Raw genomic sequence first — 26,174 nt, 5'->3', positions numbered from 1 at the left:
CGCGCGTCAGCCCCGATCCGGGTCCAACTCGTCCGCCCACTCCGCCGACCACTCCAGCAGCGGGGCGAGGGCGGCGACCAGCCGGGTGCCGGTGGGGGTGAGGGTGTAGCGGCCGGTCGGGTCCTGGGCGGCGATCCGGGCGTCCACCAACTCCCGCAGGCGGTTGTTCAGCACGCTGGAGGACATGTCGTCGCACCGGCGTTGCAGGGCGCGGAATCCGGCCGGTTCCCGGCTCAGTTCCCAGATCAGGCGCAGGATCCAGCGCCGGCCGAGCAGGTCGAGGGCGGCCATCGGGGCCCGGCCCGTGGTCGACCCGCGCACCGGGCTTCCGGGACGCGGGATGCCCGCCTCGTCGTGCCGGTCCACGGCCACCTCCTTGTGCTTCGCTTTCGAAAGCAGCATAGTGCTTTTGAAAGCGAAGCACCCGAGTGGCCGGCCGCCGAGGCGCACGCGTGGCCGTCCCGGTCGACGGAGGAGCACACCCATGTCGCGGATCACACCACTGTCCCCGCCCTACGCTCCCGAGACGCATGCGTCCCTGGCCCGCTGGATGGGCGCCGCCGGAGACCGGGAACCCCTCGCCCTGTTCCGGGTCCTGGAGCATCACCCCGATCTGGCCTCGCGGATGCGGGTGCTCGGGTCGGGGCTGCTGGGGCACGGTACGTTGCCCGCCGTTGAGCGGGAGACCGTGGTGCAGCGGGTGTGCGCCCGGGCCGGCTGCTCGTACGAATGGGGCGTGCACGCCGAGGTGTTCGCGGAGCGGGTCGGCCTGACTTCGCGTCAGCTCCGGGCCACCGTCGTCGACGACGAGGCCGCCTGGACACCGCGCCAGGCGATCCTGGTGCGCGTGGTCGACGAGTTGCACGACGGCGCCGACCTCACCGACGGCACCTGGGCCGAACTCCGGGCCCGGTTCGAGGATCGGCAGATCGTGGAGGTGCTGGTCCTGGCCGGCTGGTACCGCACGATCGCCTACGTGGCCAACGCACTGCGACTGCCGGACGAGGAGTGGGCCGCGCCGTTCCCGAAGGCGTGAACCGCCGCCCGCTATCGAGCCGCGTCGCCCTCGACCTCGCCCAGGAAGCCGACGATCGCCGCCAGCCACTGCGCCGGTTGCTCCGCGAACGGCAGGTGGCCCGAGTCGAGTTCGACCACGCGGGCGTTGCGCAGCGCGGCCGCGACGGCACGGTGGTGGTTCGGCTCGACGAGGCGGTCGCCGGTGGTGGACACCACCAGCGCCGGGACCTCGATGGTGGCCAGGTCGGCGCGCACGTCGACGCGCTCGATCAGTTCGGTGTGCTCGGGCGTGCCGGGCGGCGGGGTCTTCGCGGTCATCCGCAGTACGCCCGCCAGGTCCTCGGGCGAAAGCGCGTCGAGGGCGGCCGGGCCGAGCGCGAGCGGGGCCAGGAAGGCGGCGAAGGTTGCCCGGTCGCCGGACTCGTACAGGCCGCGCCAGACCCGCGCGGCCAACCGGAGGCGGGCGTCGGCGTGCGCGAAGGTCGAGGTCAGGATCAGCGAGGTGACCCGCTCGGGGTGCCGGGCGGCGGCGCGGACGGCGACCGCGCCGCCGAGCGAGTAGCCGGACACCGCGAAGGTCTCCAGGCCCTCGGCGACACCGGCCGCGACCAACTGGTCGGCCAGTTCGTCCAGGTCGAGCGGTCCGGTCGAGCGTGGGGTCTCGCCGGAGCCGGGGAAGTCGACGCCGACCACCCGGTGTTCGGCCGCGAGGCCGTCCAGGATCGGCCCGTAGTTGGCGGCCACACCGCCGCCGGCGCCGTGCGCGAGCAGCAGGCCGGGGCCCGAGCCGCGCACGGTGCGGGCGAAGGTCGGCACGGGCAGGGCGGCGGCGCGGGGGGTGGTGCGGGTGGCGGTGCCGACGGTGGTGACGGTGGTGACGGACATGAAAGCCCCTTGGAGAAGATGCGCGAACGAGTTTCGTAGCAGTCGCTACAGATCTCACCGTAGCAGAGATTCCCGCGTTCCATAGCGAGCGCTATAGAATGGTGCGCATGTCCGGTACCCAAGGCCGCCCGCGCGGCTTCGACCGCGAGGCCGCGCTGGATCGTGCGGTCCTCGAGTTCTGGCAGCACGGCTACGAGGCGACCTCCGTGTCCGGGCTGACCACCGCGATGGGCATCAAGCCGCCCAGCCTGTACGCGGCCTTCGGCGACAAACGCACCCTGTTCAGCGAGGCGATCCAGCGCTACGGGGCCACCTACGGCGCGGTCGCCGGCCGGGTGCTCGACGCCGAGCCGGACGCCCGCCGGGGGATGGAGCGCATGTTGTACGCGCTGGCCGAGGCCTACACCGAGCCCGGCCACCCGCCCGGCTGCATGGTGATCACGGCGGCCGTGAACTGCACCGCGGCGGCCGAGGAGGTCAAGGCCGAACTGCGCGCGCTGCGCGAGGCGTCCAAGGCGGCGTTCCGGCGCAGGATCGCCGCCGACGTGGCGGCCGGCCGACTGCCCGCCGACACCGATCCGGACGACCTCGCCACCTACTACGCGGCCGTCGTCCAGGGCATGTCCACCCAGGCCGTCGACGGCGTCGGCCGCGAGCGGCTGGAGCGGGTCGCGGAACTGGCGATGCGGAGTTGGCCCGACCACCCCTGATCGGCAGGCGGATACCGAGCCCCCCGACGACGGGCGTCGTCGGGGGGCTCGGCTGTCGTATGACGGTTCGGGTCACGGCGCGAGGTCGAGGGTCAGTTGATCGGTACGGGCCCTCGCCAACCGCCGGTGCCCTCGACCCAGGAGACGTTCAGCTTGCCGTCGTTGCCGAGGAACGCCGCGGTGAGGATGGTGTTGTCCTGTTTGGCCACCGCGACGCGGGCGCCGTTCGGGGCCAGGACGCCACCGACCTGGACCGGCGGGTGCCAGGCGGCCCCGTCCACGACCCAGGCGACGGTGAAGACACCCCATCGGTCGACGGCGACCGAGACCAGGATGTCGCCGGTCTGCTTGGACATCGCGACCCCGGCGCCGGGCGCGGCGCCCCACCCGCCGATGTCGACGGGCCCGTTCCAGGGGCCACCGTTGTTGATCCACGCCACCCAGGTCGATCCGTTCCCGGGGATCGAGGCCGTCAACGTGTTGTCGTTCTGCTGCGCGAGGGCCACGCCCCCGCCCGCGACGGTCACCGGGTTGCCGACCCCGAAGGGCGAGGTCCACGCCGCCCCGAAGTACGACTGGAAGGCGATGTCGAGCCTTCCGGAGGTGTCGATGATCCCGGCGTACATCGAGTTGCCGAATCGGGCCAGCGCGACCGGGGAACCCGAGACGCCGACCGAGCCGCTGATCGCCGTCGGGTAGGTCCACCAGTCGTTGCCCACCGCCGTGGAGATGCGCAGCGCACCCTGGGTGTCGACGAAGGCGGCGGTCAGTTCGCGGTCGAAGTGCTGGGCCAAGGCGACGGATCCGCCCGGCTTGGCGATCGGGTCGCTGATGGGCTGGGGCGCGCTCCAGGGTTTGCCGTTGTCGAGCCAGGCCACGTTCAGCCTGCCCCACTTGTCGACGAACGCGGCGGTGAACCTGTTGGCGTTCTGCCTCGACAGGGCGACCCCGCCACCCGGTACGCCCACCGAGTCGCTGATCCTGACGGGTGCGTTCCAGGCGCCGTTGTTCACCTCCCACGCGACGTTGAGGGCGCCGTCGGTGTCGATGAACACGGCGGTGAGGACGTTGTCCGCCTGCTTCGCGAGGGCGACCCCGCCGCCCGGTACACCCAGGGCCGCGGCGGCCTTGGTGGTCGCCGCCGCGTTCGCGTCCGAGGGGACCGCGACGACGGCGGCGTCGGCCGAGGTCGCGGCCGACGCCGCGACGGCCGGCTGGAACCCGGCGATCAACCCGACGGCGACCGCCAGGCCCGCCAGGCGGGGTAACGTGCGCGCGCCACGCCGCAAGGCGGTCGCGTCACGGCGAAACGATGGAAATCTCACGGGAGTTCCTTTCGCTTTCGGATGCCTTGCTCGCGGTGCGTGTGTGGTTCGGCACGCACCGCGAGCGGTTCCGAGCGTGACACGGCCGGGGGACGTCCGGACAGCGTCCGATCCACTGAGTGAACCGCCGGCACATGTCCGAGCGAATCCCACCTGCCCGGCGGTGACGTCATGGTCGGGGCCGCGCGGGACGGTGGTCAGTAGTAGCGGCGGTGCCACTGCCCGGTGGCGAGGTCGAGTTCGGAGTACGCGGCCTCTCCCGGTGTCTCCGTCACGTAGACGCGGCCCTCGCCCTCGGCGATCGACCAGGCCGCGATGTCGTCGCGCAGCGTCTTCGGGCCCTGGGCGGTCGGTTCCACGACGCCGCCCTTCCCCACGGCACACAACAGCCGTCCCTCGACGAACGCCACGCCGAGGGCGGCGACCCGGTCGCGTACGGCCACCGTGAAGCCGCGTCGCGCGGAGCCGCGAAGTACGCGGCCGCCGCGCGATCTGCCGGTGACGTACACGTCGCCGTCGGCGTCGAAGGCGATGCCCGTCAGCAGGTCGGTCGTGTCGGGGCCGTCCGGATCGGCGATCCGTGTCCATGCGGTGCCGTCGAAGTGCAGCAGGGTGCCGTTGTGGCCGGCGGCGTAGACGTCGTTCGCCGCGCGGCCTCGGACGGCGCCGATCGGCGCGCCGATCCCCGAGTGGAACTGCGACCAGTCGGCGCCGTTCCAGTGGTAGAGCACGCCGCCGAAGGTGGCGATGTGGACGTCGTCGTCCGAAGTCCCCCACACGGCCGAGGGGTTCGGCCGACCGTCGTTGTGCGCCTGTGTGGGCAGCGCGGTGTGGCGCCAGGTCACCCCGCCTTCGGGCGTGTCGAACTCCAGGTCCGGCGGCATGGTGTCCGTCCAGGGCACGGGTGCGCTCGTCCAGACCAGACCGGTGCTGCTCGCGCCCACACATGGCCCTGCGGCGAGCACCACAGTTCGCGGAGCGTGTCGTTGGTCGCCAGGATGTTCTCGGCCGGCTCGTCGCTGCCGACGGGGCGCCGGAAGACGTACCCCGCGGCGTTGGCCGAGTCGCCGGGTGCGTACGTGATCAACAGGAAGTGCACCATGCCGCCGCCCTCGTGGACGACGACGATGTCCTCGACGAACTCGCGCGGCGCCTCCTTCGAGGGCTCGTGCGACCCTCCGCCCGAACTCCCGCCTTCCACCACCACGACGGCATCCCCCGGCTCGTTCATCGCTGCGCTTCCTCCGACTCGGTCTCGGCCCGTGGCTTGGCGAACCACCGGCGAGGGGGTTCTCACGGTACCTGTGTCACCAGGATCTCCCGGACGTCTCGAACCCCTGTCAGCCTGGTCGAGTCGAAAGCGCCGAAAACAGAAACGACGGAGACCAATGGCGGACAAGCAATTCACCACTCATCGAGAACTATTCGATCTGAGTGGAAAGTACGCCCTTGTCACGGGCGGTACCAAGGGCATCGGGATGATGATGGCGCGCGGCCTTCTCCAGGCGGGCGCCCGCGTCGTGATCAGCTCACGCACGGCGGACGCGTGTGCAAAGGCACAGCGTCTGCTGTCCGAATTCGGCGACGTTCGAGCAATTCCCGCCGACCTGTCCAGGCGCGACGAGTGTGTGCGCCTCGCCGATCTGGTCAAGGCCGACTCGGAATGCCTGGACATTCTTGTCAACAATGCGGGAGCGATGTGGCGCGAGCCGCTGGCGACCTTCCCGGACGAGGGCTGGGACGCGGTGATCGACCTCAACCTCAAGGCTCCGTTCCGGCTGGTGCAGGCGCTGCTCCCCGCACTTCGCACAGCGGGCACCGCCGATGATCCCGCGCGGATCATCAACATCGGCAGTATCGCCGCCATCCACGTCGCCCAGGCGCCCAACTACTCGTACGCCGGCAGCAAAGCGGCACTCCATCAACTCACCAGAGTGCTCGCCAGGGAACTGGGCCCACAGCACATCACGGTGAACGCGGTCGCACCGGGAGTGTTCCCGTCGCAGATGATGGCGTCCACGCTCGATGCCATTGGCGACACGATCGCGGCGGCCACCCCTCTGCGCCGGATCGGTCGCGACGACGACATGGCGGGTATCGCCGTGTTTCTCGCCGGCCGGGCCGGGGCCTACCTCACGGGCGCCATCATCCCGGTGGACGGCGGCATCGCGACGACCGCATCGGGTACCCCCTAGCGCGGGACGCGCTTACGGCGAGGGGATGGCCGCGATGGATCCGCGCACCGATCGCGTGTCGGGGCGGGTCCTACGCCGAACCGGCCGCCGCCAGCAGCGTTTCCGCCGCCTGTGTGCGGGCGTACAGCACCACCCGCCCGGCCCGATGCGCGCCGACCAGGCCCGCCGCGCGCAGCGCGGACAGGTGTTGCGAAACGCCGCCCGGGGTCAATCCGGTACGCCGGGCCAGGTCCGTGGTCGAGGCCGGCGTGGTGAGTTCGGCCACCAGCGTGGCGCGGGAGCGGCCCAGTACGCCGGCGAGCGCGTCGGGCACCGCCAAAGGCGCCGGCGCGGCCGACCACAGCGTGCCGATGCCGCGCGGCGGATAACGCAGCGTGGGCTGCCAGCGCCCGTCCAGCACGGAGAACACGCGCGGCCAGACGAACGCCGACGGTACGAGCAGCAGCCCCCGACCGCCGAGCGTGCGTCGATCGCGACAGAACCGGGTCTGCACCTGGAGCGTGCCCGTGTCCCAGGCGACCTGCGGGTCCAGGTCGTGGAACAGGCCGCGGGCGCCGCCCTCGACGAGTCGGCCGGCCCGGAAGAGGATGTCGCCCTCCAGGAAGGCGAGGATGCGCGGCCAGTACGGCGCGAGCGCCACCTCCCAATACGCCTGGATGGTTTCCGAGAGCCGGCCCAGCTCACGATCCGGGTCGGCGCGGATCTCGGCGACGCGTTGCGGCGTGATCGCGGAGGACGTGCGCAGCAGTTCCGGCGGCGTCGCGCGCAGCGCCGCCAGTTCGACGTCCAGCGAGGTCAGCGGGGTGGTCGGCGGCGGGGCCAGAAAACCCGCGAGCGCCAGGGTCGGGACCGGGATCAGGTCGGTGAGCGGGGTCAGGTCGACCTTCGCGGCGGCCAGCCGGTCGCGCACCTGCTCGGTCCAGACCCGGTGGATGCCCTGCTCGTCGGCGCCCTTGAGGACGCGGACGCTCGCCACGACCTCCCACAGCGGGGAGATCGCGAAGCGGGTGCGGGCCACGTCCTCCGGGGTGAACTCGATCTCGATCACCCGGTTCAGGCTACCCGCGGCGGCAAGGGATCGGCCGGGGAGCGAGCCGAGGACTCGGCCGAAGAATCCGACGAGGATTCAGCTCCGGCTAAATCATTGCGGTGTCGGTGCGGGAGCCAGGCAGGCTGCCGGCATGAGCCACGCGCACTCTCCCTGGCGGGTCGCCGACTTCCGCACGCTGTTCACCGCGGCGGCGCTCAGCGAACTGGGCACCAACATCGGCTACGTCGCCATCCCGCTGATCGCCGTCGAGGCCCTGGACGCGAGCCCCGGCCAGGTCGGCGCGCTGGCCGCGCTCGGCACGGTGGCGTTCCTGCTGATCGGCCTGCCCGCCGGCGCCTGGGTGGACCGCATGCGGCGGCGCCGGGTGATGATGGTCGCCGACCTGGTCCGCGCCGCGCTGATCGGCTCGATCCCGCTCGCGTGGTGGCTGGACGTTTTGACGCTGCCCCAGCTGTACGCGGTGGTCCTGCTCAACGGGTGCGCGACGGTCTTCTTCGACGTCGGCTCGCAGAGCTTCGTCCCCCACCTGGTCGGCCGCGAGGCGTTGGTGCCGGCCAATGCCGCCATCGTCAGCCTGATGGCCACGGCCAACATCGCCGGGCGCGGCGCGGGCGGGTTCCTGGTGCAGGTGGTCGCGGCGCCGTTCGCGGTGGTGTCCACCGTCGTCGGCTACCTCGCGTCCGGGCTGGGGCTGGCCCGGATCCGTACCGACGGCGCCCCGGCCGCCGCCGACGGCCCCGCCCGCCGGTTGCGCGCCGAGATCGGGGAGGGGCTGCGGCACGTGTGGCGCGGTCGGGAACTGCGCGCGCTGATGTGCACGGCGGCGCTGACCAACTTCGGCTCACAACTGGTCACCGTGTTGCTTCCGGTGCTCTTCGTTCGCGAACTCGACCTTCCTTCCGGTGCGTTGGGGCTGTTCCTGGCGATCGGCGGGGTGGGCATCCTGGTCGGCGCGCGGTCCGCCCGGCCGATCTCGCACCGGTTCGGCTACGGCCGCACGATGGGTCTGGCCGGACTGTGCCTGGCGCCGGCCGCGCTGGTGATCCCCCTGCTCGATCGTGGGCCGTGGCTGGGAGTCGCGGGCGTCGGGTGGTTCCTGTGCACGGCCCGGATGGGCGTGGACAACGTGCTCGGGGTGAGTCTGCGGCAGCGGTTGACCCCCGACGCGCTGCTCGGGCGGATGAACGCGACCTTCCGCTGCCTGCTCACCGGCGCGGCGGCGATCGGGGCGGTGGCGGCGGCGCTGATCGGCGAGTTCGCGGGGGTGCACGCGGCGATGTGGGTCGGCGCCGTGTGCATGGCGCTGGCCTTCCTGCCGGTGTTCTGCTCGCCGATCCGCGCGCTGCGCACGCTTCCGGAGGGGCCGGCGGTGCGGGTGGTCACCGCCGCCGGCGGTGAGCCCGCCGAGGCCCCGGTGCGCGCCGGGCGCGCTCGACGGGCCGCGCGGACCCCGCGGGACCGAGGGGCCGTGCGATCGAGGTGACCTCGCGTACTCCGGGTACGTCGGCACCTGACGGCACACCGTGTCGTTGCCGCGCCGGTCGACCCGCACGATCCGGCCGCCTCCCGTCGCCCGCGCGGGTCACGAAGCGCGGCCCGACCACCCCGTTGCGGATCACCAGGGACTGTACGGTCGGCTGCGCGGCGCCGGCCACCGGGTGTTCCAGGACCCGGTACCGGACAGGCGTGCGCGCCGGCGGAAGGCATCCTCGGCCAAGCGCTCCTCGCCGCCGACCGCCGCGACACACGCGGATGCCTTCCCCGGCTGCCGGTATGTGCCCCGCCCGTCCCGGCGCCGCCCATCCCGGCCGGCACGACGGTGGGCGCGGGCGATGTGCGAAGGCGGGCGGCGGTGGCATCAGGGCCCGGCCCTCGTCGGGCGTCGGGGACTCGGGGGCGGTGAGTCCGCGCGTGCGGTGTCTCGTGATCCGGGCGACTTCTCGTGGTCGTCATGTCGTGGCCACGGCGCGGCAACACGGGCCGGTCAGACTGAGGGCATGCGAAACACCGACACATCGGAGATGCCTGTGACCCGACCGAACGACCTGCTCGACCCGAGGCACCACGAACCGCGCGAAGCCCCCGAGGCGGCCCGGGAGCCGCGCGAGCGCGGCATCGCCCTGGTGGCGCACGACCGGTGCAAGCCGGAGATGCTCGCCTGGGCCCGGACGCACCGCGAGACGCTGACCCGGCACCGCCTGTACGCGACCGGAACCACCGGCGGCATCCTCGCCGACGAACTCGACCTGGAGATCATCCGGTTCCGCAGCGGTCCCCTGGGCGGCGACCAGCAGATCGGCTCGCGGATCGCCGAGGGCGACGTGGACCTGCTGGTGTTCTTCTGGGACCCGCTCAGCCCCCAGCCGCACGAGCCCGACGTGCGGGCGCTGCTGCGCCTCGCGGTGCTCGCGGACATCCCGGTGGCCTGCAACCGGGCGACCGCCGACTTCGTGATCACCTCGCCCCTGCTCGCGGTGGCCGACGACCCGGATCGGCCGGAGTCGCCGGTGTTCGCGCCGCTGGCCGCATAGGCGCCGTACGCCGGCAGGTGCCGCCGTCGGCTCTTCGGCCCCTCGGCCCGGCTCTCAGCCGCGCGACAGGCCCTGGCGGTCGACGTAGTGCACCGCGTCGCCGCGGTTGCGGGCGTTGATCTTGGCGAACGTGTTGTTGATGTGCGTCTTGACCGTCGCCGCGCCGATCCGCAGGGTCGCGGCGATCTCCGCGTTGTTCAGACCGGACGCGATCAGGCACAACACCTCCACCTCGCGATCGGTGAGCCGATCCGGGTGCCCGGTGCGACGGCGTGGGCGTCCCACCGTCGCCGGGTCGATCGCGGCCCGCCCGCGTGCGGCGTCCCGGATCGCCGTCGCGATCCGCTCGCCGCTCGCGTCCTCGGCCAGGCGGCCGTACGCGCCGCCGGGTGCGGCCGGGTCGGATGCGGCGGCGGACACCACGAGCAACGCGGCGCCCGGATGCCGGGCGAGGACGTCGGCGGGACTCTCGGGGGCGCCGTCCGGGCCGAGTGCGCGCCCGTCCGTCACCACCACCTGCGCTGCGCGCCCGTCGCCGTCGACCATCACCTCCATGTCGGCGCACGCGCCGATCAGCGCGGCCAGGCGCTCGCGCACGGCCGGCCGGTCGTCGGCGAGCCGGATCAGGACCCGGGTCCGCAGCCGCAGTCGGCTCGGGTCCGGACCGCCGCCCGGATCCGCGACCGGTGGTCGCCTGGGCGCGCCGGCGACCGGGTGCGCAGTCGGTTCGGGCAGGTTCGTCACGTAGGTCAACCTTTCGACTCCCGCGCCGATCACGGTACTTCGGGCCGGATGCACCCGATTGCCCTGTTCAAGCCGGTCCGTACCTCGGTCGGCGCGGTACAACCTACCCGGGAAGGGGCGTTCGCGACGCCGCTTTCGCCATGCCGGAGCGTACTTTCGGTGACGCAGCGACGCGGAGGAGACGCGCACGGTGTGCGGGGAGCGGGGTCAGGCGCCGGTGGGCGGCGTCGGGTCGCGCCGGGACCAGCGGCGCAGGACCTCCGTGTACGGGTTGACCGGAAGCCAGGAGATCGCGTCCCGGGCGCTCTGCTCGTAGCTTTCGGCAAGTGCCCGCGCGTCGGCGGCCGCGCCGGTCGCCTCGACCAGTGTGCGCATGCGGGTCAGCGCGACCTCCGGGTTGCGCTCGTGCAGCAGCGCGTGTCGGATCGCGGCGCGCTGGTCGAGGGTGCCGCGCTCGTGGGCGAGCAGTACCGGAAGGGTCGGCCGGTGGTTGCACACGTCGCTGTCGGCGGGCTTGCCCATCGTCGCGGCCGAGGCGTCGGCGTAGGGGAGCAGGTCGTCGCGGATCTGGAAGGCAAGCCCGACATGGCGTCCGAACGCGTTCAACGCCTCCACCGCCGCGTCGTCCCCGCCGCCCAGGATCGCCCCCACCCGGCACGATGTGGCCAGCAGCGCGCCGGTCTTGCCGCCGGCCATGGCGAGATAGTCCTCGACCGGGCAGTCCAGGTCCCCGGCGAAGCCCAACTCGTCGAACACGCCCCGGCACATCGCGTATCCGCCCTCGGCCTGGGCCGCCATCGCCCGCGCGATCCGCTCGGCCGACACCCCGTTGCGGGCACACTCGGCGAGGGTGCCGAACCAGGCGAAATACAGGCCGCTGCCCGCGATGACGGCCCGCTCGGGGCCGTACGCCCGGTGAACCGCGGGCCGTCCGCGCCGCTCCTCGTCGGCGTCGATGATGTCGTCATGGACAAGGCTCCCGGTGTGCACGCACTCCATGCCCACCGCGGCCGGCAGCGCGTGCTCGACCTCGCCGCCCACCGCCAGCGCCGCGTACATCACCAGCGCGGGCCGCAGCAACTTCCCCGTGGGCAGCAGCGCGTAGCGGTGCACCGCGTCCATCCCGTCCGCGTCGCTCGGCCAGCGGCGGGCGAACTCGGCGGCCAGCACGGTCGGTACGTCCACCACCGGGCGATCACACAGCTCGTACGGGCCGGGTGCGGGGGCGACCGCGCCTGCCGCGCGCGCCCGTTGGCCCGGGCGACGTTTGTGCGGCGACGTCGCCGTATGCGCCTGCCGGCCCGACTGCTCTGCCGGCGTCGTCGAGGAAACCTGCGGTGTCGTCTCGGTCACGGCTTGCGAACCCCCTGTGTCGCCCCCGGCACGCCGCCTCGCGACGCCGAGGCGCGGTGGGGGCGACGCATGATGCGGGCACTTGTCGGCGCCCGGACCAACCCAACAGACCTCGACCGGTCACCGACAGTCGAGTGCGGAAGCATCACGCCGGCGTGCGTCCACCCCGAACGGGGATCGTGTGCTTCCAGTCCCCACCATCGCGTGGTTTCGCACCGGTTGCGGCCCGGTGGGGCATCAGCGGTATGCGCTCAACCCGTCGGCCAACTCGGCACCATCGCCGTCCCGGAGCGCGGACAGCGCCTGCTGTAAGGCGAACGTGCCCCGGATCGCGGCGATTCGGGTCACCGTGGCGGCGTCGCGCCGGCCCATCCGATCGAGGACGTCCGCGACGAGGGTGTCGCCGTGGGTGGCGGCGATCGAGGCCAGGTCCTCGGCCGGATCGCCGAGCGAGGCCTCGTCCCAGTCCAGGACCCCGCTCAGCCGCCGCGTACCGTCGACGGTCGTCCACAGCAGGTTGTCGCCGCCGAGGTCGCCGTGCACCAGGGCGGAGACCACCGGGGACAGGGCTTGTACGGCGGCGAGTTCGGCGTCGGCGCGGCTGCGCCCGGTCGGCGACATGAGCGGGTACAACTCGGCGCGGACGTCGGTGGCGAAGACGGTCCATGCGGCGGGCACGGGCACTTCGGTCTCGTCGGTCGCGAATGCCGCGCGGACCTCGGGGTTCGCGGCGGCCCGGGACAGGGCGGTGAGCAGCGCCGCGTACTGCGCGGCGGCACCGGCGGGTACGGCCGCGTCGGGAGCGAGCGGAACGCCCGGGAGCCGGTCCAGCAGCAGGTATCCCGGATCGTTGCCCGTGCCGAGCAAGCGGGGGGTGCGTACGCCGAGCGACAACCCGCCGAGCAGCCGGATCAGCGCGGCGCGCCGGGGCAGCCGCCGTTCGGCCGCCTCGGTGCGGGCGAAGCAGACCACCCGTGACGCGCCCATCACCACGTCGTGGAACTGGCCCTGACGCACCGTCAACGCGGCCGGGGGGTCGGTGGGCAACAGGCGGGCCAACAGCGCCGCGTGTCGGGACAGGACGCGGTCGGCGGCGGGCGTGCCGCCGTGCTCGGCCTCGGTCACGACTCCCCCTTCGTACGGACTTCGCGCCATGGCCCGCATTATCGCCTCCGCGCGGGGACGGCCGGGCGACCGGGACACCGCGTCCCGCCGGCGGTGACGAGCGTGTGGTCGGCCGGGCGAACCGGTTCGTGGGTTTCGGCCGCGTGGAATGCTGGCGGGCATGTCCCATGCGAATGATCACGGCCGTGTACGGCGGAGCTACGACGTCGTGGCGGAGGAGTATCGAGAGCGGATCGGCGACGAACTCGCCCACAAGCCGCTGGATCGGGCGCTGTTGAGCGCGCTGATCGAGCAGAGCGATCCCGACGCGCCGATGGCGGACGTGGGCTGCGGCCCCGGACACATCACCGGATGGCTCGCCGAGCGCGGCGTGCGGGCGGTCGGGATCGACCTCTCGCCGGCCATGGTCGCCATCGCCGGGCGCGAGCACCCGAAGGCGGAGTTCCGCGAGGGCGACTTCCTGCGTCTGCCCGCGTCCGACGGCGAGTTCGGTGCCGCGATCGCGTTCTACTCGATCATCCACCTCGATGCCGGCGAACTGCTGCCCGCCTTCGTCGAGTTGCACCGCGTGCTGCGTCCCGGGGCGCGGCTGCTCCTGGCGTTCCACCTGGGCGTCGAGGTGCGGCACCTGGCGCAGTGGTGGGGGCGGGAGGTCGATATGGACTTCCACTACCTCGAAATCGAGGCGGTGGTCGAGCAGTTGAGCGCGGCGGGCTTCACCCCGGAGGCGCGGTTGGAGCGGTCGCACTATCCGGAGGAGGCGCAGACGCGGCGCGGCTATCTGCTGGCGCGGCGGGTCGGGTAGCTCGAACCCGGTTCCGGTGCACGGGATCACCGGTCGCCGTGCCCGCCCGGCGACGGTCGACCGGCCCGCCGGGCGTCGGGGACGGTTCGGCGACCGCCCCCGACGCCGAGGAGCCCGGGGTCAGCCGGGCGTGATCCCGTGTTCGACCGCGTCGAACGCCTCGTCGAGTCGTGCGAGGTGCGCGGCGACGATCTCGGCACGATCGTCCCCGGCGAGCCGGCGCCGGGCCGTGCCCACGGCGACCGTGCGATAGGCGGCGACCATCAGCGCCGCGACCAGGTCCGCATTGCCGGTGAAGCGCGGATCCTCGCGCAGGTCGTCCGCCAGCGCCGCCTCGACCTCGTGCTCGAAATCCCGGAGCCGGGCGAGGAGGGCGGGGGAGCCGGCGACCGTGCGCAGCACCGGCTCGATGCCGTCACCGAGCCCGGTCAGGGCGCGCCGCTGTTCCGCGAGGGTGACGGCGAGGGTACGAAACGCCTGCACCGGGCCGACACCCTCGGCGCGCTCGCGGATCGCGGTGCGCAGGGTGTCCATCGCGGCCGGAAGCCGGTCGAGCAGGAGATCCTCCTTGCGCTCGAAGTGCGAGAAAACCGTCACCTTCGAGACGCCTGCCGCGGTCGCGACCTGGGCGACCGTGACCTCGTCGAAGCCCCGCTCCAGGAACATCCGCGTCGCGACCTCCGCGATCCGGGCGCGTGTTTTCGCGCCGCCTCGGTCTCCTCGGTTCGGCATGCCCACCTCTCGTGTTACATTTACCGGGTAAGGCTTACTCGGTAAGGCTACTGGGTCAATCTACTCGGTGAGTTTGCTGAGTAAGGCTACCGAGACAGTCGAGGGACTCAGTCCAAGGGGTGCACCATGCAGCAGCGGAGCGATGTGATCGTCGTCGGCGCCGGGCCCACCGGGCTCCTGCTCGCCGGCGAACTGGCCGTTCAGGGCGTACGGGTGACCGTGCTCGAACGCCTCGCCGAGCCGGACCCGACCATCAAGTCCGGCTCGATCAACGTGGCCAGCGCCGAGATCCTCGACCGGCGCGGCCTGCTGCCGGCGGCGGAGGAGATTCAGCGCCGGCGGATGGCCGCCGCGGGGCGGTTCACCGCCGGTGGCGGTACCGCCGTCACCCGCGGGCTGGTCGGCGCGTTCGAGGACAGCGCCCCGCGCTTTCCGGTGATGGGCCACTTCGCGGGCATCATGTTCCGCAACGACCTGGTCGACCAGGCTGACCCGGTGCTGGCCTCGCACACGGCGGTGGCCGGGGGGATCGCGGTGCCGCAGTACGACCTGGAACTGCTGCTCGCCGAGCGCTGCGCCCGGCTGGGGGTCGTCGTGCGCCGGGGCGTCACGGTGCAGGGCGTGCGCGGCGACATACTCGGCGACGGCGACGGCGACGGCGGCCACGGCGACGGTGCCGTCATCGTCGACACGGACGCGGGCGAGTGGAGCGCCGACTGGGTCGTCGCGGCCGACGGCGGACGCAGTGCGATCCGCAAGCAGCTGGGCGTCGAATTCATCGGCACCGCCCCGGAGTTGGTCGGCTACCAGGCCATCGCCGACTTCGACGCGACCGGTCTGGCGCACGGGTGGAACTGGACGCCCACCGGTGTCTACGCCTACGGCCCCGTCGCCGGCCGGATCCTCGTCGCCCGCTTCGGCGCACAGCCCGAGGACCGCGACGCGCCCGTCACCCTGGCCGAACTCCAGGAGGCGGTGCGCGAGGTCACCGGCACGAACGTGACCCTGAAGGGGATACAGGGGCGGGCGACGCGCTGGTCCGACAACGCCCGCCGGGTCGGACGCTACCGCCACGGCCGGGTGCTCTTCGCCGGCGACGCCGCCCACGTGCACTCGCCGTTCAGCGCGCAGGGCCTGAACCTCGGCTTCGGGGACGCGGTGAACCTGGGGTGGAAGCTGGCCGCGACGATCCAGGGCTGGGCGCCGGCCGGCCTGCTGGACACCTACCACGCGGAGCGCGCCCCGATCGCCGACTGGGTGCTCGACTGGACCCGGGCCCAGGTCGCCCTCATGCGCGGCGACGAGCGGACCAGGCAGCTGCGCGCGGTCGTCGGCGACGAACTGTTCGCCGTACCGGGCGCGACGAACCGTATGGTCGCCCTGTCCTCGGGCATCATGCAGCACTACGACGTCGCGGACGACGCGGCCGCGCCCGTCGGGTCCATCGTGGGCGACGTCCTCCTGACGTCCGGCCGCCGCCTGGCCGACTTCGCGCACGACGGCCGCTTCGTCCTGATCGACCGCTCGGCCGACGGTCGCTTCGCGGACGCGGTCCGGCTGCTCGACGACCGGATCGTGCACGTCGCCGACCCGACCGCGGAGCCGGATCGGCCGAGCCTGCTGGTACGTCCCGACGGCATCGTCATCTGGGCCGCGCACGCGGCGGACGAACCGGCCGAGGCCACGAAGCGGTTCGCCACGGCCAGGCTCCGCTGGGTCGGCACGCACTGACCGGCCCCGTCGAGCCCGTCCCGAGCCCGCCCCGAACAACCCGGGCTCCGGGCGGGCTCCTCGGGGGCGAATCGCTCAGACCGCGCTGGGTTCCCCGGCGGGTGCGGCGTCCCGCTCCCGCGACGGCGGGTCGGCGGGGCGGCCGGGCAGGAGCAGGCACAGCGGGACGGCGGCGGCGGTGAACGCGGTGGCCCACCAGAAGGCGTCGCCGAATCCCGAGGCCAGGGCGGCCGGCGTGTGGGCGTCGGCGGAGGCACGCTGCAGGATCATGGCGAGCAGCGCGGTGCCCGCCGAGCCGCCGATCTGCTGGGCGAGGCGGCTGATGCCGGAGCCCTGCGGGATCTCCTCGGGCGCGAGTCCGATGTAGGCGGCGCCCAGGATCGTGGTCATCGCGCCACCGAGTCCCACGCCGCGCACGAACAGCACGGCCATCAGCACGAGATTGCCGGTGGACGCGGTGACGAAGGCGAACGGCACGGTGGCCGCGCAGGCCAGAGCGCACGCGACGACGGCGACGGGGCGGGCGCCGAAGCGGTCCATGTACCGCCCGGCGAGCGTGCGCGAGACGAGGGTGCCCACGCCCTGCGGGATCAGGAGCAGCGCGGCGCCGAGCGCGTCCTCACCGCGTACCTGCTGCCAGTACAGCGGCAGCAGCAGCATCGTGCCGTACAGGGACGCGCCGGACAGGAACACCAGCACCGACGACGAGGCCAGGGCGCGGTGGCGGAACAGTCCGATGTCGACCAGGGCGCGCCGTCCGCGCCGCAGCGCCCAGCCGAGGTAGCCGAGCAGGAGGGCGAGCCCGGCGGCCAGGGGCAGCCATACCGTGGGGTCGGCCGGCCCCTGCGAGCCGCCGATCCGGGACAGGCCGTAGATGACGGCGGCGACGCCGGGCGAGAGCAGCAGCATGCCGACGACGTCGAGCCGGGGACGGGAAACGGGCCGGTCCCGGGGCAGGTCACGGGCGGCGAGCCAGGCGCCGACGACGCAGAAGGGCACGTTGAACAGGAAGATCCAGCGCCAGTCGCCCAGGTGCAGGATGACGCCGCCGAGCACCGGGCCGAGTATCGGCCCCATGGCGGTGGGTACGGTGATCAAGGCCATGACCCGGCCGATGTTGCGGCCCTTGGCGGCCTGCATGATCAGCGTGGTCATCAGCACCATCATGATGCCGCCGCCGAAGCCCTGGACCACCCGGAAGGCGATCAGGCTCGGCGCGTTCCAGGCCGCGGCGCACAGCAGCGAGCCGACGAGGAACACACCCAGCGCCGCGATCCACAGGCGTTTGCCGCCCAGGGCCGCCTGGAGCCAGCCGACGGCCGGCATCACGGTGGCCAGGGCCAGCAGGTAGGCCGTGCTCACCCACTGGACGGTGGACACCGAGGCGTGCATCTGCCCGGCGAGGTCGTCGATGGCGACGCTCATGATCGTGGCGTCGAACATGACCGCGAGCGCGCCGATGATCAGGGTGAAGGTCAGGCGCCGCAGGGCCGGGTCGATGCGGTCGGGGTCTGCGGCGGCGGGTGGCGACTGAGCGCCCGAGGCGGTCATGGACGACTCCTTAAGAAAGGCTCTCTATCTTACGATCGCCAGAGTAGGGCGCCGCGATAAGATAGGCAACCTATCCAATGGGAAACGAGGAAGACCGAGAAGGAAGAGGAGGTCGCGGATGGCCGAGCGGCGCCGCGGGGCGGCACTGGAGAAGGCGCTCCTGGACGCGGCCTGGGCGGAACTCACCCTCCACGGCTACGCCAAATTCACCATGGACGCCGTGGTCAAGCGGGCCGGCACCAGCCCGCCGGTGCTGTATCGCCGCTGGTCGGACCGCGACGAACTGGTCCGGGCCACCATCGCGCACACCATGAAGGAAGCCCGCCTGGCCATCCCCGACACGGGAAGCCTGCGCGAGGACGTGCTGACCCTGATGCGCGAGATCAACAGCACCCGGGCCGAGTTGGCCACCATCGTGATCGCACACCTGGCCGCCCACTACCAGGCGACCGGAATCCGCCCCGGCGATATCACCGACCCGCTCGTGACCGGCCGCAAGGAGGCCGTCGACGTCCTCTTCGACCGAGCCGTGGAACGCGGCGAGATCGACCCGGGGCGGCTCACCGAGCGGATCAAGTCCCTACCATTCGACCTGCTGCGCCACGAATTCCTGACCACCTTCGCCGCCGCCCCCGACCGGGCCCTCGAGGAGATCGTCGACGAGATCTTCCTCCCCCTACTGGTCGGCGACGCCGACGACCGGGCACGCGCCGGTCGGGTGTAGGGCGTCGAGGATCAGGGTCAGGCCGAAGGTGAATGCCTCGGCCGGGTCGTAGTCGGGGGTTCGGGCCAGTTCCCTGGCCAGTTCGGTCAGGTGGGGGTAGGTGTCGGTGGGGAGGTCGTGCAGGAACTCGTCGGTGATCTCGGTCAGGTCCGCCGTGCCGGTGAACGGCAGGCTCAGTTCCTGGATGACGTAGCCGTAGACGTAGCTGTCGATCAGGGACACGGCGTGCGCGGTCATCGCGATGGAGAAGCCCGCCGTGCGCAGGGCGCCGACGACGGCGTCGTGGTGGCGCAGGGTCGCGGGTCCGGGGTGGGCGCGCGAGTCGAGGAGGGCCACCGCCCAGGGGTGGCGACGCAACGCGGTGCGGGCCGAGGCCGCCCGGCGGTGCATCGCGATCTTCCACTCGGTGCCGGGCGGCGGTAGCTCGATCTCGGCGAAGACCGCGTCCACCATGCCGTCCAAGACCTCCTCCCGGCCCGCGACGTGGTGGTAGAGGGACATCGCCTCCACGCCCAGGGGTTCGGCGATGGCCCGCATGGTGAGGGCGGCCGTGCCCTTCTCGTCGGCCACCGCCATCGCCGTGGCGATCACCCGCTCGCGACTGAGCGGCGTGCGGGCCGAGCCGCCGCGGCGGCGCTTGGCTGCCTCGCTCATGCACCCTCCTTGATCGTTCCCATTGACCACCTTACGACATAAGGCTAACTTGCCTTACAAGATAAGGTTGATATTCCGATGAAGGGCCGCGCCATGGGTACGGAAGGCATGAGGAAGGTCTGCGTCGTCGGGGCCTCGGGCAAGCTCGGGCAGTACATGGTCCGGCAGTGCCTGGAGCGCGGCTACGAGGTGGTCGGCGTGTGCCGGGAGCAGAGTGTGCCGAAGCTGGCCGCGTTCGAGGGCAGGATGACCGTCGTCCCCGGGCCCACGAACGATCCGGACGTGATTGGGCGGGCGGTCGACGGGTGCGACGGGGTGTTGACGGTGCTGGTGCCGTGGGGCGTGCGGCAGTACGCGTCCGGCACGGCGCAGGCGGTGCTCGACCACGCCCGACCGGGCGCGCGGCTGATCTTCTCCTGCGGTTGGCACATCACACGCGACGGCAAGGACCGCTACTCGCGGCTGTTCACCCTGGGTGTGCGGGTCGCCGCCGTGCTGGGCAGGCTCGTCCGGGCCGTGGAGATCGACGACCAGATCGAGGCGTGCCGACGGGTGTTCGACAGCAACACCCGATGGACGGTGGTGCGCGGCAGCACGCTGAGGGAGGGGGACGGCGAGGGCCTGCCCGTATGGAGCCGGCACGTGGGCGATCCGGTGCTGGCCAGCGACCGCACCCGCCGGGTGGACTTCGCCCTGTTCATGGTGACGGCGCTCACCGACGACGAACTCGTCCGGGAAGCCCCGGCGATCGTCGGCTGCCGCACCCCCAGCGCCCTCGCCCACGCGGGCGGCGGGGCGTCGGGCCGGTAAACGAACCGGCCCACGCGGCCGTTCGGTTTACCGGCCCGACCGATGCCGCAGCGCTTCCGTGTCGCTCCCCGGCACCGACGACGTTGCCGCGCGGCAACGCTCGCCGTTCTTCGACGGCAGGCCGGCGCCGCCGAACACCGGCCCCGGGCCGACACCTGGCGGCGAAGCCGCCGGCCCGTGGCGGGTCAGATCGGCTTCGGGATCAGCATCAGTCCCCTCGGGCCGGGGATGGGCTCTCGTACGGATGTCCGCACTCGTGCGTCGGGTTGCAGGGTCAGGCGCCACGAACTGCCCACCGCCACCAGCGTGGCCAGCATCTCGGCGAGGGCGAAGTTGTCGCCGACGCACTTGAACCGGCCGCCGCCGAAGGGCACGAAGGCGTGCCGCGGCGGTTTCCAGCCGCTGTCCGGGAGCCAGCGTTCGGGGGAGAAGGCCTCGGGCCGGTGGCAGAAGTGCGGGTCGGTGTGCAGGGAGTGCTGGCTGTACGCGGTATCGGTGCCACTCGGCAGCATGACATCGCCCAACTCCACCGCGGCCGTGGTGCGTTGGGTCACCAGCTGTACCGAGTGCAGGCGCATCGTCTCGTACATCACCGCCCGCGTGTACGGCAGCGCCTGCGGATCGGTCGATGTCGGTACGGCGTCGCCCGGTTCGGCGGACTCGGCGATCTCGGCGAGCATCCGGCGTTCCGCTCCCGGGCGCAGGGCCAGGTGGTACCACGCCCAGGACAGCGTGGTCGGGACGTTCGCCACCCCGCCGATCAGCATGGCGATGACCTCGTCGCAGATCAGCTCGTCGGCCAACGGCCGCCCCGTGTCCGGGTCGTGGGCGGCGAGCAGGCACGCCACCACGTCGCCGTCGCCCTCCGGGGACCGCTCGCGGCACGCGGCGACGGCCTCGCCCACCAACGCACGCATCCGGGCCACGGCCTCGTCGCCGCGCCGGACAAACGGCAGCGGCAGCCGATCCACCACCTTCGGCAACATCGGCCGCTCCACCGCCGCCCGCTCGATCACCGGCAACACCCGGTGCAACTGGGCCAGGACGCCGTCGGGCATACGGTTGGAGAACAGGGTCTCCGCCGTCACGGCCACCGAGAGCGCCTTCATCACCTCCAGGACGTCCACCGGCCGACCCGGCGTCCAGTCGGCGCACAATTCCCGCGTGCGCCGCCGGATCGAGGCAGCGTGCCGCTCGATGTGCGCCGGGGTGAACGCCTGCTGGATGACCCGCCGTTGGCGGTGGTACAGCTCGCCGTCGGAGGTGATCACGCCGTGTCCAAGGAGCGGGATCATGCGTTCGAACTGTTTGCCCCGGCCGAAGCTGCGGCCCTTGGACGACTGCACCTGATGGACCAGAACGGGGTCCGTCACCACGTACACCGGCGCGGTGCCCAGTCTGATCCGGACCAACGGCCCCACCCCGGGCAGTGATTCGAGAAAGCGCAGCCGCTGACCGGCCAGACGGTGGAGGTGTCCTACGCCGGGCAGAGCGCCCGGTGCGGTGGGTACGTCCTCGATGGTGCGCACACGCCATCCCTTCACGTCGGACCAGGCTGCCGGTGACCCCCACCACTGTGCCGAGGTGATCGCCGGTTGGGCAGGGTGCACCCAACCGGCCTCCTCGCGCCGTGCGTTCGCTACTCGCGCGCCCTTACCGGCCGTGCCGGGCGAACGCTAAGCATGAAGCGGCGAGCACGCGGACCGCTCCCGAAACCCCTGCGCACACCACCGCCCCCGCCTGCCCCGGCACCGGCACCACCCGAAAGCGAACGCATCACCAAGGAGGGCTTCATGACCACCCTCACCCCACCCGGCGTCCCACCCGTGGCCGGCAGAGGGCTCCCGATCCTCGGACACACCCTGCCCATGTGGCGCGACCCGATGGCGTTCCTGCTGGAGCAGCACGCGCTCGCCCCGGTCGTACGGTTGCGGCTCGGCCCGAAGGTCGCCTACCTCATCACCCGGCCCGACCTGGTCCGCAAGGCGCTGGTCACCGAGCAGCACCGGTTCGACAAGGGCGGCCCCTTCGTCGACACCGCCCGCACCCTGATCGGCGACGGCCTCGGCACCTGCTCCGCGGCCGACCACCGCTACCAGCGGCCCCTGATGAACCAGGCGTTCCGGCAGCCGAGCATCGTCTCCTACACCTCCGCCATGACCGCATGTGCGCAGGACGTGGTCGACGCGTGGCAACCGGGCCAAGTCGTCGACGTATGCCGGGAGATGCGTTTGCTCGCCGGCCGGGCGCTGACCCGCACGCTGTTCTCCGATCCGGCCCAGGCGCAGCTGACCGCCCGGATCGAAGAGGCGTACACCGTGCTGATGCCCGGCATGTGGTGGCAGATGGTGATCCCCGTCGCCCTCGTGCACAGGGCGCCCACCCCGGCCAACCGCCGCTTCGAAACGGCCCGCGTCCAGGCCCGTTCGCTGATCAAGCGCATGGTCGAGGCCTACCGCGTGCGCGGCGCCGACCCGGCCGACGGCCTGTCCACGATCATGGCCGCCGAGGACGAGCACGGTCGCGCGTTCACCGACGACGAGGTGTGCGACCAGATCGCCACCTTGATGATCGGCGGAATCCCGGCCACCGCCGACCTGTTGGCCTGGACCTTCGGCGTCCTGGCGCACAACGGCCCACTGGAGCGGCGCCTGCACGACGAGGTGGACACCGCACTGGCCGGCCGGGTGCCCGGCTACGACGACATCTCGCGCCTGCCGCTGCTGAGCCGCGTCCTGACCGAGACGCTGCGCCTGTACCCGTCGGTGTCGGTGCTCAGCCGCCGGGTCACCGACTACATCACCCTCGACGGTATCCACCTGTCTCCGGGCGACGAGGTGATGTTCAGTCCCTACTGCCTGCACCGGGACGCGAGCGTGTTCCCCGACCCCGAACGCTTCGACCCGGACCGCTGGTTGCCGGGCGCGGTGACCCAGGCGCAGCGCGAGGCGTTCATCCCGTTCGGATCCGGCACCCGCAAGTGCATCGGCGACGCCTACGGAATCACCGAGGCGACGCTGGCCGCCGCGGGCATCATGTCCAGGGTCTCGCTGGCCCGGATACCCGGCGCCCCCACGCCGAGGCCCCTGCTGCGCATGACGCTCTCCCCGGTCCCCCTGGAGTTGACGGTAGAGCCGCGCGGTACGCGGACCCAGGCACCCGAGGAGGCGGCCGATGCACGGACCGACGAATCCGCGACGCTCCACTGCCCTGTCCACCCCGCCGCCCGCGCCGAGGCCCCATCCCCCGACGGCGACTGACCCGGCGCACCCGGCGGCCCGGCTCACCGTGCCGCACCTGTGGTGCCCGGTCGAGCCGGCCCGCCACCCCGACGCGCGCGAGGTGACCGAGCGTACGGTCGCGTGGATGCGGCGGTTCGGCTACATCACCACGCGCACCGAGGAAGCCGCCGCGCGCGCCGCGCAGTTCGGCGAACTGGGTGCGCTGACCTATCCGCACGGCGACGCGGAAGGAGCGGTGTTGGCCGCGCAGTTGATGGTGTGGCTGTTCCTCCAGGACGACCGCTTCTCCGAACTGGCGCCCGCACAGGGCCGGTTGGAGGACCTGGCCGAACACATCCTGTGGTCGCAGCGCGTCCTGCACGGTCGGATCGAGGCGGTGCCCGAACCGTATCTGGAAGCCCTGATCGACCTGCGTGCCAGGCTCGTCCGGATGGCCGCGAACGCGGAACAGGTGGAGCGCTTCGCCGACGGCTTCAACCGCTACCTGGGCGCGGTGGCGGCGGAGGCGATCTATCGGGCCCGCGGCATCACCCCGAGCCTGGGGCAGTACGTGCGGCTGCGCGAGTCCACGATCCTGATGCGCGGCATGTGCTTCGTCGTCATCGAACTGGCCGACGACTGCTACCTGCCGGGCCCGATCTGGGCCGGCCGCGAGGTTCGTCGCTGCGAACAGGCCGCCGCCCGGGCCATCGCGTACACCCACGACATCCTCTCCGGGATGCGCGAGTTGTACTGGCCCGGCCACACCAACCTGATCACCGTGCTCGCCGACCACTACTACTGCCCCCTCGACGAGGCGCTGCGCAGGGCGGTGTCCATGTACGAGGACCAGATGCGCCGCTTCGACCGACTGGCCCGCCCGCTCCTGGAATCGGGCGACGCCCGCCTGGCCCGCTATGTGCGCGGGATGGGCGCCTGGATCCGCGGCAACCTCGACTGGTCCATGAACTGCGGCCGCTATCACGTCACTTCCCCACAACCACCCGACAACCTGCCTTCGCTCTTCGGCGCCTGAACCCGCTTCCCCGGGTCCGCCGGCGCCGATGTCGGACCGATCGGCCATCATGTGAGGCGGCCGTAGTCTGCGACCGGTCGAGCCCGCCGCAGGGAGGCGGGCAGGCGGCCCGGTCCCACACCGAAGACCGGGCCGTCCGGCGGCCGTTCGCGGATCCAACCGACCGGCCGGGGCCGCCCGTTCGCGTCTCAGGCCACCAGGACTCGTTCGGCCCGGAGCAGGGCGGCCATCTCGACGCAGCGGCGGGTTTGGATTCTGGCCAGGTCGAGGGAGAGCAGGGTCGGGTCGGCCGTGGCGGATGTGCGGGCGGTGAGTTCGGTGAGGGTGGCGATCGACGGGCGTGGGTGGGGGTCGTCGTCCGTCGCGGACCGGGGGCGGATGATCGCGAAGTCGCGCATCAGGCCGCCGTGGCGGGTGTCGGGGGCCGGAGTGGTGACGAAGACGCCGAAGACCTGTTCGCAGGATCGCCGCTGCCAGGAGTCGCGCATGTCCCGGGCGGCCGCGTCGGTCGCCGACGCGGTTGCCGAGCGGGTGAGGCGGTGCAGCAGCGCGACGACGTCGCCGTCGCGTGCCGGTGCGCCCAGGATCACCACGTCGGGCCAGGTCAGGTCGCCCACCGTGGCGAGCGGGTCGGCCTTGGTCCCGTCCCGTGGCGCGGCCGGTTCGGCCTCGGGCAATCTGCGCAGCCGGATGTCGGCGCCGGTGTTCCAGGCGACCGCGGCGACCGCGTCGGCCAGCGCGCGTACGCACGTGTCGGTGTCGTGATAGATCACGGTGACCTTGATGCTCATGTCGTCTCCCCGTATCGGATGTCCGGAAAAGCCGGTGCCTTCCCGATCTGCCGGCCAGTTCATGATCAACCGGCACACGTACGCGCTGCCGGCCACTTCACGCTAGGCGCGGGCGCACCGTCGTGCTGATGGCCGTTCACGCCACGAAGCGGACTCCCCGCGCCACCTCCGGCGCCCCTGTCCGTCGACCGCCGAGGCAGTAGTGACCAGCGGTGTTCGGCCACCGTGCGGAAGGCGTCCGCATCGACGCCCGGACACGCGAACACCTCGCCCATGCCGTCGCATCGCACCCCGAGCCGACCTCGATCCATGCGCATCGGTGCGTCCGTGAAGTGAACTGCCGCACGCCGGAAGGCAATTGCGCCTCGACGAGAGCTCGGGCCGGCGGCGCGCCGACGACCGGCCGCGGGCGAGCCCCGGCGTGCCCGCGTCGACCGCGGCGAACGGCTACCGCGAACGAATCGGATCCGGACACCCACGTGGGCTACGGTCACTGTGCCCGGCCCACCGGACCGGGGCCCGCACTCCCGAGCGAGCCGAGCGAACCCGACCCTCCCCACCCCCGAGTCCCGCCCCGAGCCGCCCACCCGTACCCCCCGACCCCCACCCCTTCGACCGCACCGAGGAGAGCCACCGATGGCGTTGGACCCGCTGGACAGCCGGATCATCACCGCGCTCATCGAGGACGCCCGTTCGACCTACGCCGAGATCGGCACCCGGGTCGGCCTGTCCGCGTCCGCGGTCAAGCGCCGGGTGGACCGCCTCCTCGCCGCCGGCGTGATCACCGGCTTCTCCGCGTCGGTCGAACCCGCCGCACTCGGGTGGACCACCGAGGCGTTCGTCGAGCTGTACTGCGTCGGGCGCACCTCGCCCAGCGAGATCGGGCGCGCGCTGGCCAAGTTCCCCGAGGTGGTCTCGGCCAGCACCGTCACCGGCGACGCCGACGCGGTGATCCACCTGCTCGCGGCCGATGTCCAACACTTCGAACGGGTCCTGGAGCGGATCGCGGCGGAGCCCTTCGTGGTGCGCTCCAAGAGCTGTGTCGTGCTTTCCCGGCTGGTCAGGCGCAATGGAACGACGTGGCAGGGAGTGGAGACGCAATAGATCGCCGCGAACACGCATGATCACGCTCTTGGCCGGATCGCACACCCGTACGTAGTGTGAGAGCTGCCGGTGCGGACCC

At 72.3% G+C, this 26,174-nt stretch carries 26 protein-coding genes; 12 read left to right on the top strand and 14 right to left on the bottom strand.

All coding sequences use genetic code 11. The features are described 5' to 3' along the window. Nucleotides 1–6: 6 nt before the first annotated feature. Nucleotides 7–402, bottom strand: coding sequence for a winged helix-turn-helix transcriptional regulator (locus B4N89_RS32720; RefSeq protein ID WP_078980087.1), 396 nt, complete (start codon nucleotides 400–402; stop codon nucleotides 7–9). An 82-nt stretch (nucleotides 403–484) separates the two neighbouring features. Here B4N89_RS32720 and B4N89_RS32715 point away from each other — a divergent pair, with 82 nt between their 5' ends. Then, nucleotides 485–1,036 (top strand): carboxymuconolactone decarboxylase family protein, encoded by a 552-nt coding sequence (locus tag B4N89_RS32715; protein WP_078980086.1) that lies wholly within the window; start codon nucleotides 485–487, stop codon nucleotides 1,034–1,036. A gap of 11 nt (nucleotides 1,037–1,047) precedes the next feature. Here the strand turns inward: B4N89_RS32715 and B4N89_RS32710 are convergent, their stop codons facing one another. Then, nucleotides 1,048–1,902 carry an alpha/beta fold hydrolase gene (locus B4N89_RS32710; RefSeq protein WP_078980085.1) on the bottom strand — a complete coding sequence of 285 codons (855 nt, stop codon included), beginning with the start codon at nucleotides 1,900–1,902 and terminating at the stop codon, nucleotides 1,048–1,050. Between the two features lie 107 nt (nucleotides 1,903–2,009). Here B4N89_RS32710 and B4N89_RS32705 point away from each other — a divergent pair, with 107 nt between their 5' ends. Beyond that, nucleotides 2,010–2,612 (top strand): TetR/AcrR family transcriptional regulator, encoded by a 603-nt coding sequence (locus B4N89_RS32705; protein ID WP_078980681.1) that lies wholly within the window; start codon nucleotides 2,010–2,012, stop codon nucleotides 2,610–2,612. Nucleotides 2,613–2,704: 92 nt separating this feature from the next. Here B4N89_RS32705 and B4N89_RS50130 read toward each other — a convergent pair whose 3' ends face one another. The 3 genes from B4N89_RS50130 to B4N89_RS32690 all read right to left on the bottom strand — a co-directional run bounded on the left by B4N89_RS50130 (nucleotide 2,705) and on the right by B4N89_RS32690 (nucleotide 5,168). Further along, a complete protein-coding gene (locus B4N89_RS50130) occupies nucleotides 2,705–3,937 on the bottom strand; it encodes a hypothetical protein (protein WP_161500896.1) in 1,233 nt (410 codons plus the stop codon). Between the two features lie 197 nt (nucleotides 3,938–4,134). Beyond that, nucleotides 4,135–4,839, bottom strand: coding sequence for a hypothetical protein (locus B4N89_RS32695; protein WP_143658164.1), 705 nt, complete (start codon nucleotides 4,837–4,839; stop codon nucleotides 4,135–4,137). Further along, nucleotides 4,779–5,168: a hypothetical protein gene (locus B4N89_RS32690; protein ID WP_078980082.1), complete on the bottom strand. Its 390-nt coding sequence runs from the start codon at nucleotides 5,166–5,168 to the stop codon at nucleotides 4,779–4,781. Before B4N89_RS32690 ends, B4N89_RS32695 begins: the two co-directional genes overlap by 61 nt. 157 nt (nucleotides 5,169–5,325) lie before the next feature. Between B4N89_RS32690 and B4N89_RS32685 the strand changes: the two genes are divergently transcribed. Continuing rightward, nucleotides 5,326–6,132: an SDR family oxidoreductase gene (locus tag B4N89_RS32685; RefSeq protein WP_078980081.1), complete on the top strand. Its 807-nt coding sequence runs from the start codon at nucleotides 5,326–5,328 to the stop codon at nucleotides 6,130–6,132. 70 nt (nucleotides 6,133–6,202) lie between these two features. Here the strand turns inward: B4N89_RS32685 and B4N89_RS32680 are convergent, their stop codons facing one another. Beyond that, nucleotides 6,203–7,180 carry an ArsR/SmtB family transcription factor gene (locus B4N89_RS32680; RefSeq protein ID WP_078980080.1) on the bottom strand — a complete coding sequence of 326 codons (978 nt, stop codon included), beginning with the start codon at nucleotides 7,178–7,180 and terminating at the stop codon, nucleotides 6,203–6,205. A gap of 133 nt (nucleotides 7,181–7,313) precedes the next feature. On the opposite strand from B4N89_RS32680, the gene B4N89_RS32675 reads away from it, so the two are divergent. Continuing rightward, the gene (locus tag B4N89_RS32675) at nucleotides 7,314–8,666 is read left to right on the top strand and encodes an MFS transporter (RefSeq protein WP_078980079.1); all 1,353 of its coding nucleotides are present in this window, start codon (nucleotides 7,314–7,316) and stop codon (nucleotides 8,664–8,666) included. 538 nt (nucleotides 8,667–9,204) lie between these two features. Further along, nucleotides 9,205–9,714: a methylglyoxal synthase gene (locus B4N89_RS32670; RefSeq protein ID WP_235619048.1), complete on the top strand. Its 510-nt coding sequence runs from the start codon at nucleotides 9,205–9,207 to the stop codon at nucleotides 9,712–9,714. A gap of 54 nt (nucleotides 9,715–9,768) precedes the next feature. On the opposite strand, the gene B4N89_RS32665 is transcribed toward B4N89_RS32670, so the two are convergent. The 3 genes from B4N89_RS32665 to B4N89_RS32655 all read right to left on the bottom strand — a co-directional run bounded on the left by B4N89_RS32665 (nucleotide 9,769) and on the right by B4N89_RS32655 (nucleotide 12,966). Beyond that, nucleotides 9,769–10,458: a helix-turn-helix transcriptional regulator gene (locus B4N89_RS32665; RefSeq protein WP_143658163.1), complete on the bottom strand. Its 690-nt coding sequence runs from the start codon at nucleotides 10,456–10,458 to the stop codon at nucleotides 9,769–9,771. Between the two features lie 207 nt (nucleotides 10,459–10,665). After that, nucleotides 10,666–11,646 carry a polyprenyl synthetase family protein gene (locus B4N89_RS32660; protein ID WP_235619047.1) on the bottom strand — a complete coding sequence of 327 codons (981 nt, stop codon included), beginning with the start codon at nucleotides 11,644–11,646 and terminating at the stop codon, nucleotides 10,666–10,668. Nucleotides 11,647–12,048: 402 nt separating this feature from the next. Further along, complete coding sequence (locus tag B4N89_RS32655; RefSeq protein WP_078980076.1) at nucleotides 12,049–12,966, bottom strand: phosphotransferase family protein; 918 nt, start codon at nucleotides 12,964–12,966, stop codon at nucleotides 12,049–12,051. 130 nt (nucleotides 12,967–13,096) lie between these two features. Between B4N89_RS32655 and B4N89_RS32650 the strand changes: the two genes are divergently transcribed. After that, a complete protein-coding gene (locus B4N89_RS32650) occupies nucleotides 13,097–13,741 on the top strand; it encodes a class I SAM-dependent methyltransferase (protein ID WP_078980679.1) in 645 nt (214 codons plus the stop codon). Nucleotides 13,742–13,861: 120 nt separating this feature from the next. Here B4N89_RS32650 and B4N89_RS32645 read toward each other — a convergent pair whose 3' ends face one another. Next, on the bottom strand, nucleotides 13,862–14,473 hold the full coding sequence (locus tag B4N89_RS32645; RefSeq protein WP_078980677.1) for a TetR/AcrR family transcriptional regulator: 612 nt from the start codon (nucleotides 14,471–14,473) through the stop codon (nucleotides 13,862–13,864). Between the two features lie 126 nt (nucleotides 14,474–14,599). Here B4N89_RS32645 and B4N89_RS32640 point away from each other — a divergent pair, with 126 nt between their 5' ends. Continuing rightward, nucleotides 14,600–16,204, top strand: a complete 1,605-nt coding sequence (locus tag B4N89_RS32640) for an FAD-dependent monooxygenase (RefSeq protein ID WP_078980075.1) — start codon at nucleotides 14,600–14,602, stop codon at nucleotides 16,202–16,204. Between the two features lie 75 nt (nucleotides 16,205–16,279). Here B4N89_RS32640 and B4N89_RS32635 read toward each other — a convergent pair whose 3' ends face one another. Next, nucleotides 16,280–17,755 carry an MDR family MFS transporter gene (locus tag B4N89_RS32635; protein WP_078980074.1) on the bottom strand — a complete coding sequence of 492 codons (1,476 nt, stop codon included), beginning with the start codon at nucleotides 17,753–17,755 and terminating at the stop codon, nucleotides 16,280–16,282. A 118-nt stretch (nucleotides 17,756–17,873) separates the two neighbouring features. Here B4N89_RS32635 and B4N89_RS32630 point away from each other — a divergent pair, with 118 nt between their 5' ends. Further along, entirely contained in the window at nucleotides 17,874–18,479 is a 606-nt protein-coding gene (locus B4N89_RS32630; RefSeq protein WP_078980073.1) for a TetR/AcrR family transcriptional regulator, read from the top strand. On the opposite strand, the gene B4N89_RS32625 is transcribed toward B4N89_RS32630, so the two are convergent. Then, entirely contained in the window at nucleotides 18,432–19,133 is a 702-nt protein-coding gene (locus B4N89_RS32625; RefSeq protein WP_414646437.1) for a TetR/AcrR family transcriptional regulator, read from the bottom strand. The two genes, B4N89_RS32630 and B4N89_RS32625, sit on opposite strands and share 48 nt — an antisense overlap. A 93-nt stretch (nucleotides 19,134–19,226) precedes the next feature. Here B4N89_RS32625 and B4N89_RS32620 point away from each other — a divergent pair, with 93 nt between their 5' ends. After that, nucleotides 19,227–19,943, top strand: coding sequence for an NAD(P)-dependent oxidoreductase (locus B4N89_RS32620; RefSeq protein ID WP_078980072.1), 717 nt, complete (start codon nucleotides 19,227–19,229; stop codon nucleotides 19,941–19,943). A gap of 185 nt (nucleotides 19,944–20,128) precedes the next feature. Here the strand turns inward: B4N89_RS32620 and B4N89_RS32615 are convergent, their stop codons facing one another. Then, entirely contained in the window at nucleotides 20,129–21,472 is a 1,344-nt protein-coding gene (locus tag B4N89_RS32615) for a cytochrome P450 (RefSeq protein ID WP_161500895.1), read from the bottom strand. 264 nt (nucleotides 21,473–21,736) lie between these two features. On the opposite strand from B4N89_RS32615, the gene B4N89_RS32610 reads away from it, so the two are divergent. Next, nucleotides 21,737–23,203: a cytochrome P450 gene (locus tag B4N89_RS32610; RefSeq protein ID WP_078980070.1), complete on the top strand. Its 1,467-nt coding sequence runs from the start codon at nucleotides 21,737–21,739 to the stop codon at nucleotides 23,201–23,203. Then, complete coding sequence (locus B4N89_RS32605; RefSeq protein ID WP_143658162.1) at nucleotides 23,118–24,200, top strand: terpene synthase family protein; 1,083 nt, start codon at nucleotides 23,118–23,120, stop codon at nucleotides 24,198–24,200. Before B4N89_RS32610 ends, B4N89_RS32605 begins: the two co-directional genes overlap by 86 nt. A gap of 188 nt (nucleotides 24,201–24,388) precedes the next feature. Here B4N89_RS32605 and B4N89_RS32600 read toward each other — a convergent pair whose 3' ends face one another. Beyond that, nucleotides 24,389–24,991: a hypothetical protein gene (locus B4N89_RS32600; protein ID WP_078980068.1), complete on the bottom strand. Its 603-nt coding sequence runs from the start codon at nucleotides 24,989–24,991 to the stop codon at nucleotides 24,389–24,391. A 636-nt stretch (nucleotides 24,992–25,627) separates the two neighbouring features. On the opposite strand from B4N89_RS32600, the gene B4N89_RS32595 reads away from it, so the two are divergent. Further along, the gene (locus tag B4N89_RS32595; RefSeq protein WP_078980067.1) at nucleotides 25,628–26,095 is read left to right on the top strand and encodes an Lrp/AsnC family transcriptional regulator; all 468 of its coding nucleotides are present in this window, start codon (nucleotides 25,628–25,630) and stop codon (nucleotides 26,093–26,095) included. Nucleotides 26,096–26,174: the final 79 nt, after the last annotated feature.

Source organism: Embleya scabrispora (assembly GCF_002024165.1).
GTDB lineage: Bacteria > Actinomycetota > Actinomycetes > Streptomycetales > Streptomycetaceae > Embleya > Embleya scabrispora_A.
This window is presented reverse-complemented; position numbering and strand designations above follow the sequence as displayed.

Coding starts and splice junctions, on each gene's coding strand:
- B4N89_RS32650 (WP_078980679.1), top strand. CDS start 13,097: ATGTCCCATGCGAATGATCACGGCCGTGTACGGCGGAGCTACGACGTC.
- B4N89_RS32595 (WP_078980067.1), top strand. CDS start 25,628: ATGGCGTTGGACCCGCTGGACAGCCGGATCATCACCGCGCTCATCGAG.
- B4N89_RS32640 (WP_078980075.1), top strand. CDS start 14,600: ATGCAGCAGCGGAGCGATGTGATCGTCGTCGGCGCCGGGCCCACCGGG.
- B4N89_RS32710 (WP_078980085.1), bottom strand. CDS start 1,902: ATGTCCGTCACCACCGTCACCACCGTCGGCACCGCCACCCGCACCACC.
- B4N89_RS32720 (WP_078980087.1), bottom strand. CDS start 402: ATGCTGCTTTCGAAAGCGAAGCACAAGGAGGTGGCCGTGGACCGGCAC.
- B4N89_RS32645 (WP_078980677.1), bottom strand. CDS start 14,473: ATGCCGAACCGAGGAGACCGAGGCGGCGCGAAAACACGCGCCCGGATC.
- B4N89_RS32715 (WP_078980086.1), top strand. CDS start 485: ATGTCGCGGATCACACCACTGTCCCCGCCCTACGCTCCCGAGACGCAT.
- B4N89_RS32635 (WP_078980074.1), bottom strand. CDS start 17,755: ATGACCGCCTCGGGCGCTCAGTCGCCACCCGCCGCCGCAGACCCCGAC.
- B4N89_RS32630 (WP_078980073.1), top strand. CDS start 17,874: ATGGCCGAGCGGCGCCGCGGGGCGGCACTGGAGAAGGCGCTCCTGGAC.
- B4N89_RS32610 (WP_078980070.1), top strand. CDS start 21,737: ATGACCACCCTCACCCCACCCGGCGTCCCACCCGTGGCCGGCAGAGGG.
- B4N89_RS32605 (WP_143658162.1), top strand. CDS start 23,118: ATGCACGGACCGACGAATCCGCGACGCTCCACTGCCCTGTCCACCCCG.
- B4N89_RS32625 (WP_414646437.1), bottom strand. CDS start 19,133: ATGAGCGAGGCAGCCAAGCGCCGCCGCGGCGGCTCGGCCCGCACGCCG.
- B4N89_RS32685 (WP_078980081.1), top strand. CDS start 5,326: ATGGCGGACAAGCAATTCACCACTCATCGAGAACTATTCGATCTGAGT.
- B4N89_RS32620 (WP_078980072.1), top strand. CDS start 19,227: ATGGGTACGGAAGGCATGAGGAAGGTCTGCGTCGTCGGGGCCTCGGGC.
- B4N89_RS32600 (WP_078980068.1), bottom strand. CDS start 24,991: ATGAGCATCAAGGTCACCGTGATCTATCACGACACCGACACGTGCGTA.
- B4N89_RS32690 (WP_078980082.1), bottom strand. CDS start 5,168: ATGAACGAGCCGGGGGATGCCGTCGTGGTGGTGGAAGGCGGGAGTTCG.
- B4N89_RS32705 (WP_078980681.1), top strand. CDS start 2,010: ATGTCCGGTACCCAAGGCCGCCCGCGCGGCTTCGACCGCGAGGCCGCG.
- B4N89_RS32670 (WP_235619048.1), top strand. CDS start 9,205: ATGCCTGTGACCCGACCGAACGACCTGCTCGACCCGAGGCACCACGAA.
- B4N89_RS32655 (WP_078980076.1), bottom strand. CDS start 12,966: ATGGCGCGAAGTCCGTACGAAGGGGGAGTCGTGACCGAGGCCGAGCAC.
- B4N89_RS32675 (WP_078980079.1), top strand. CDS start 7,314: ATGAGCCACGCGCACTCTCCCTGGCGGGTCGCCGACTTCCGCACGCTG.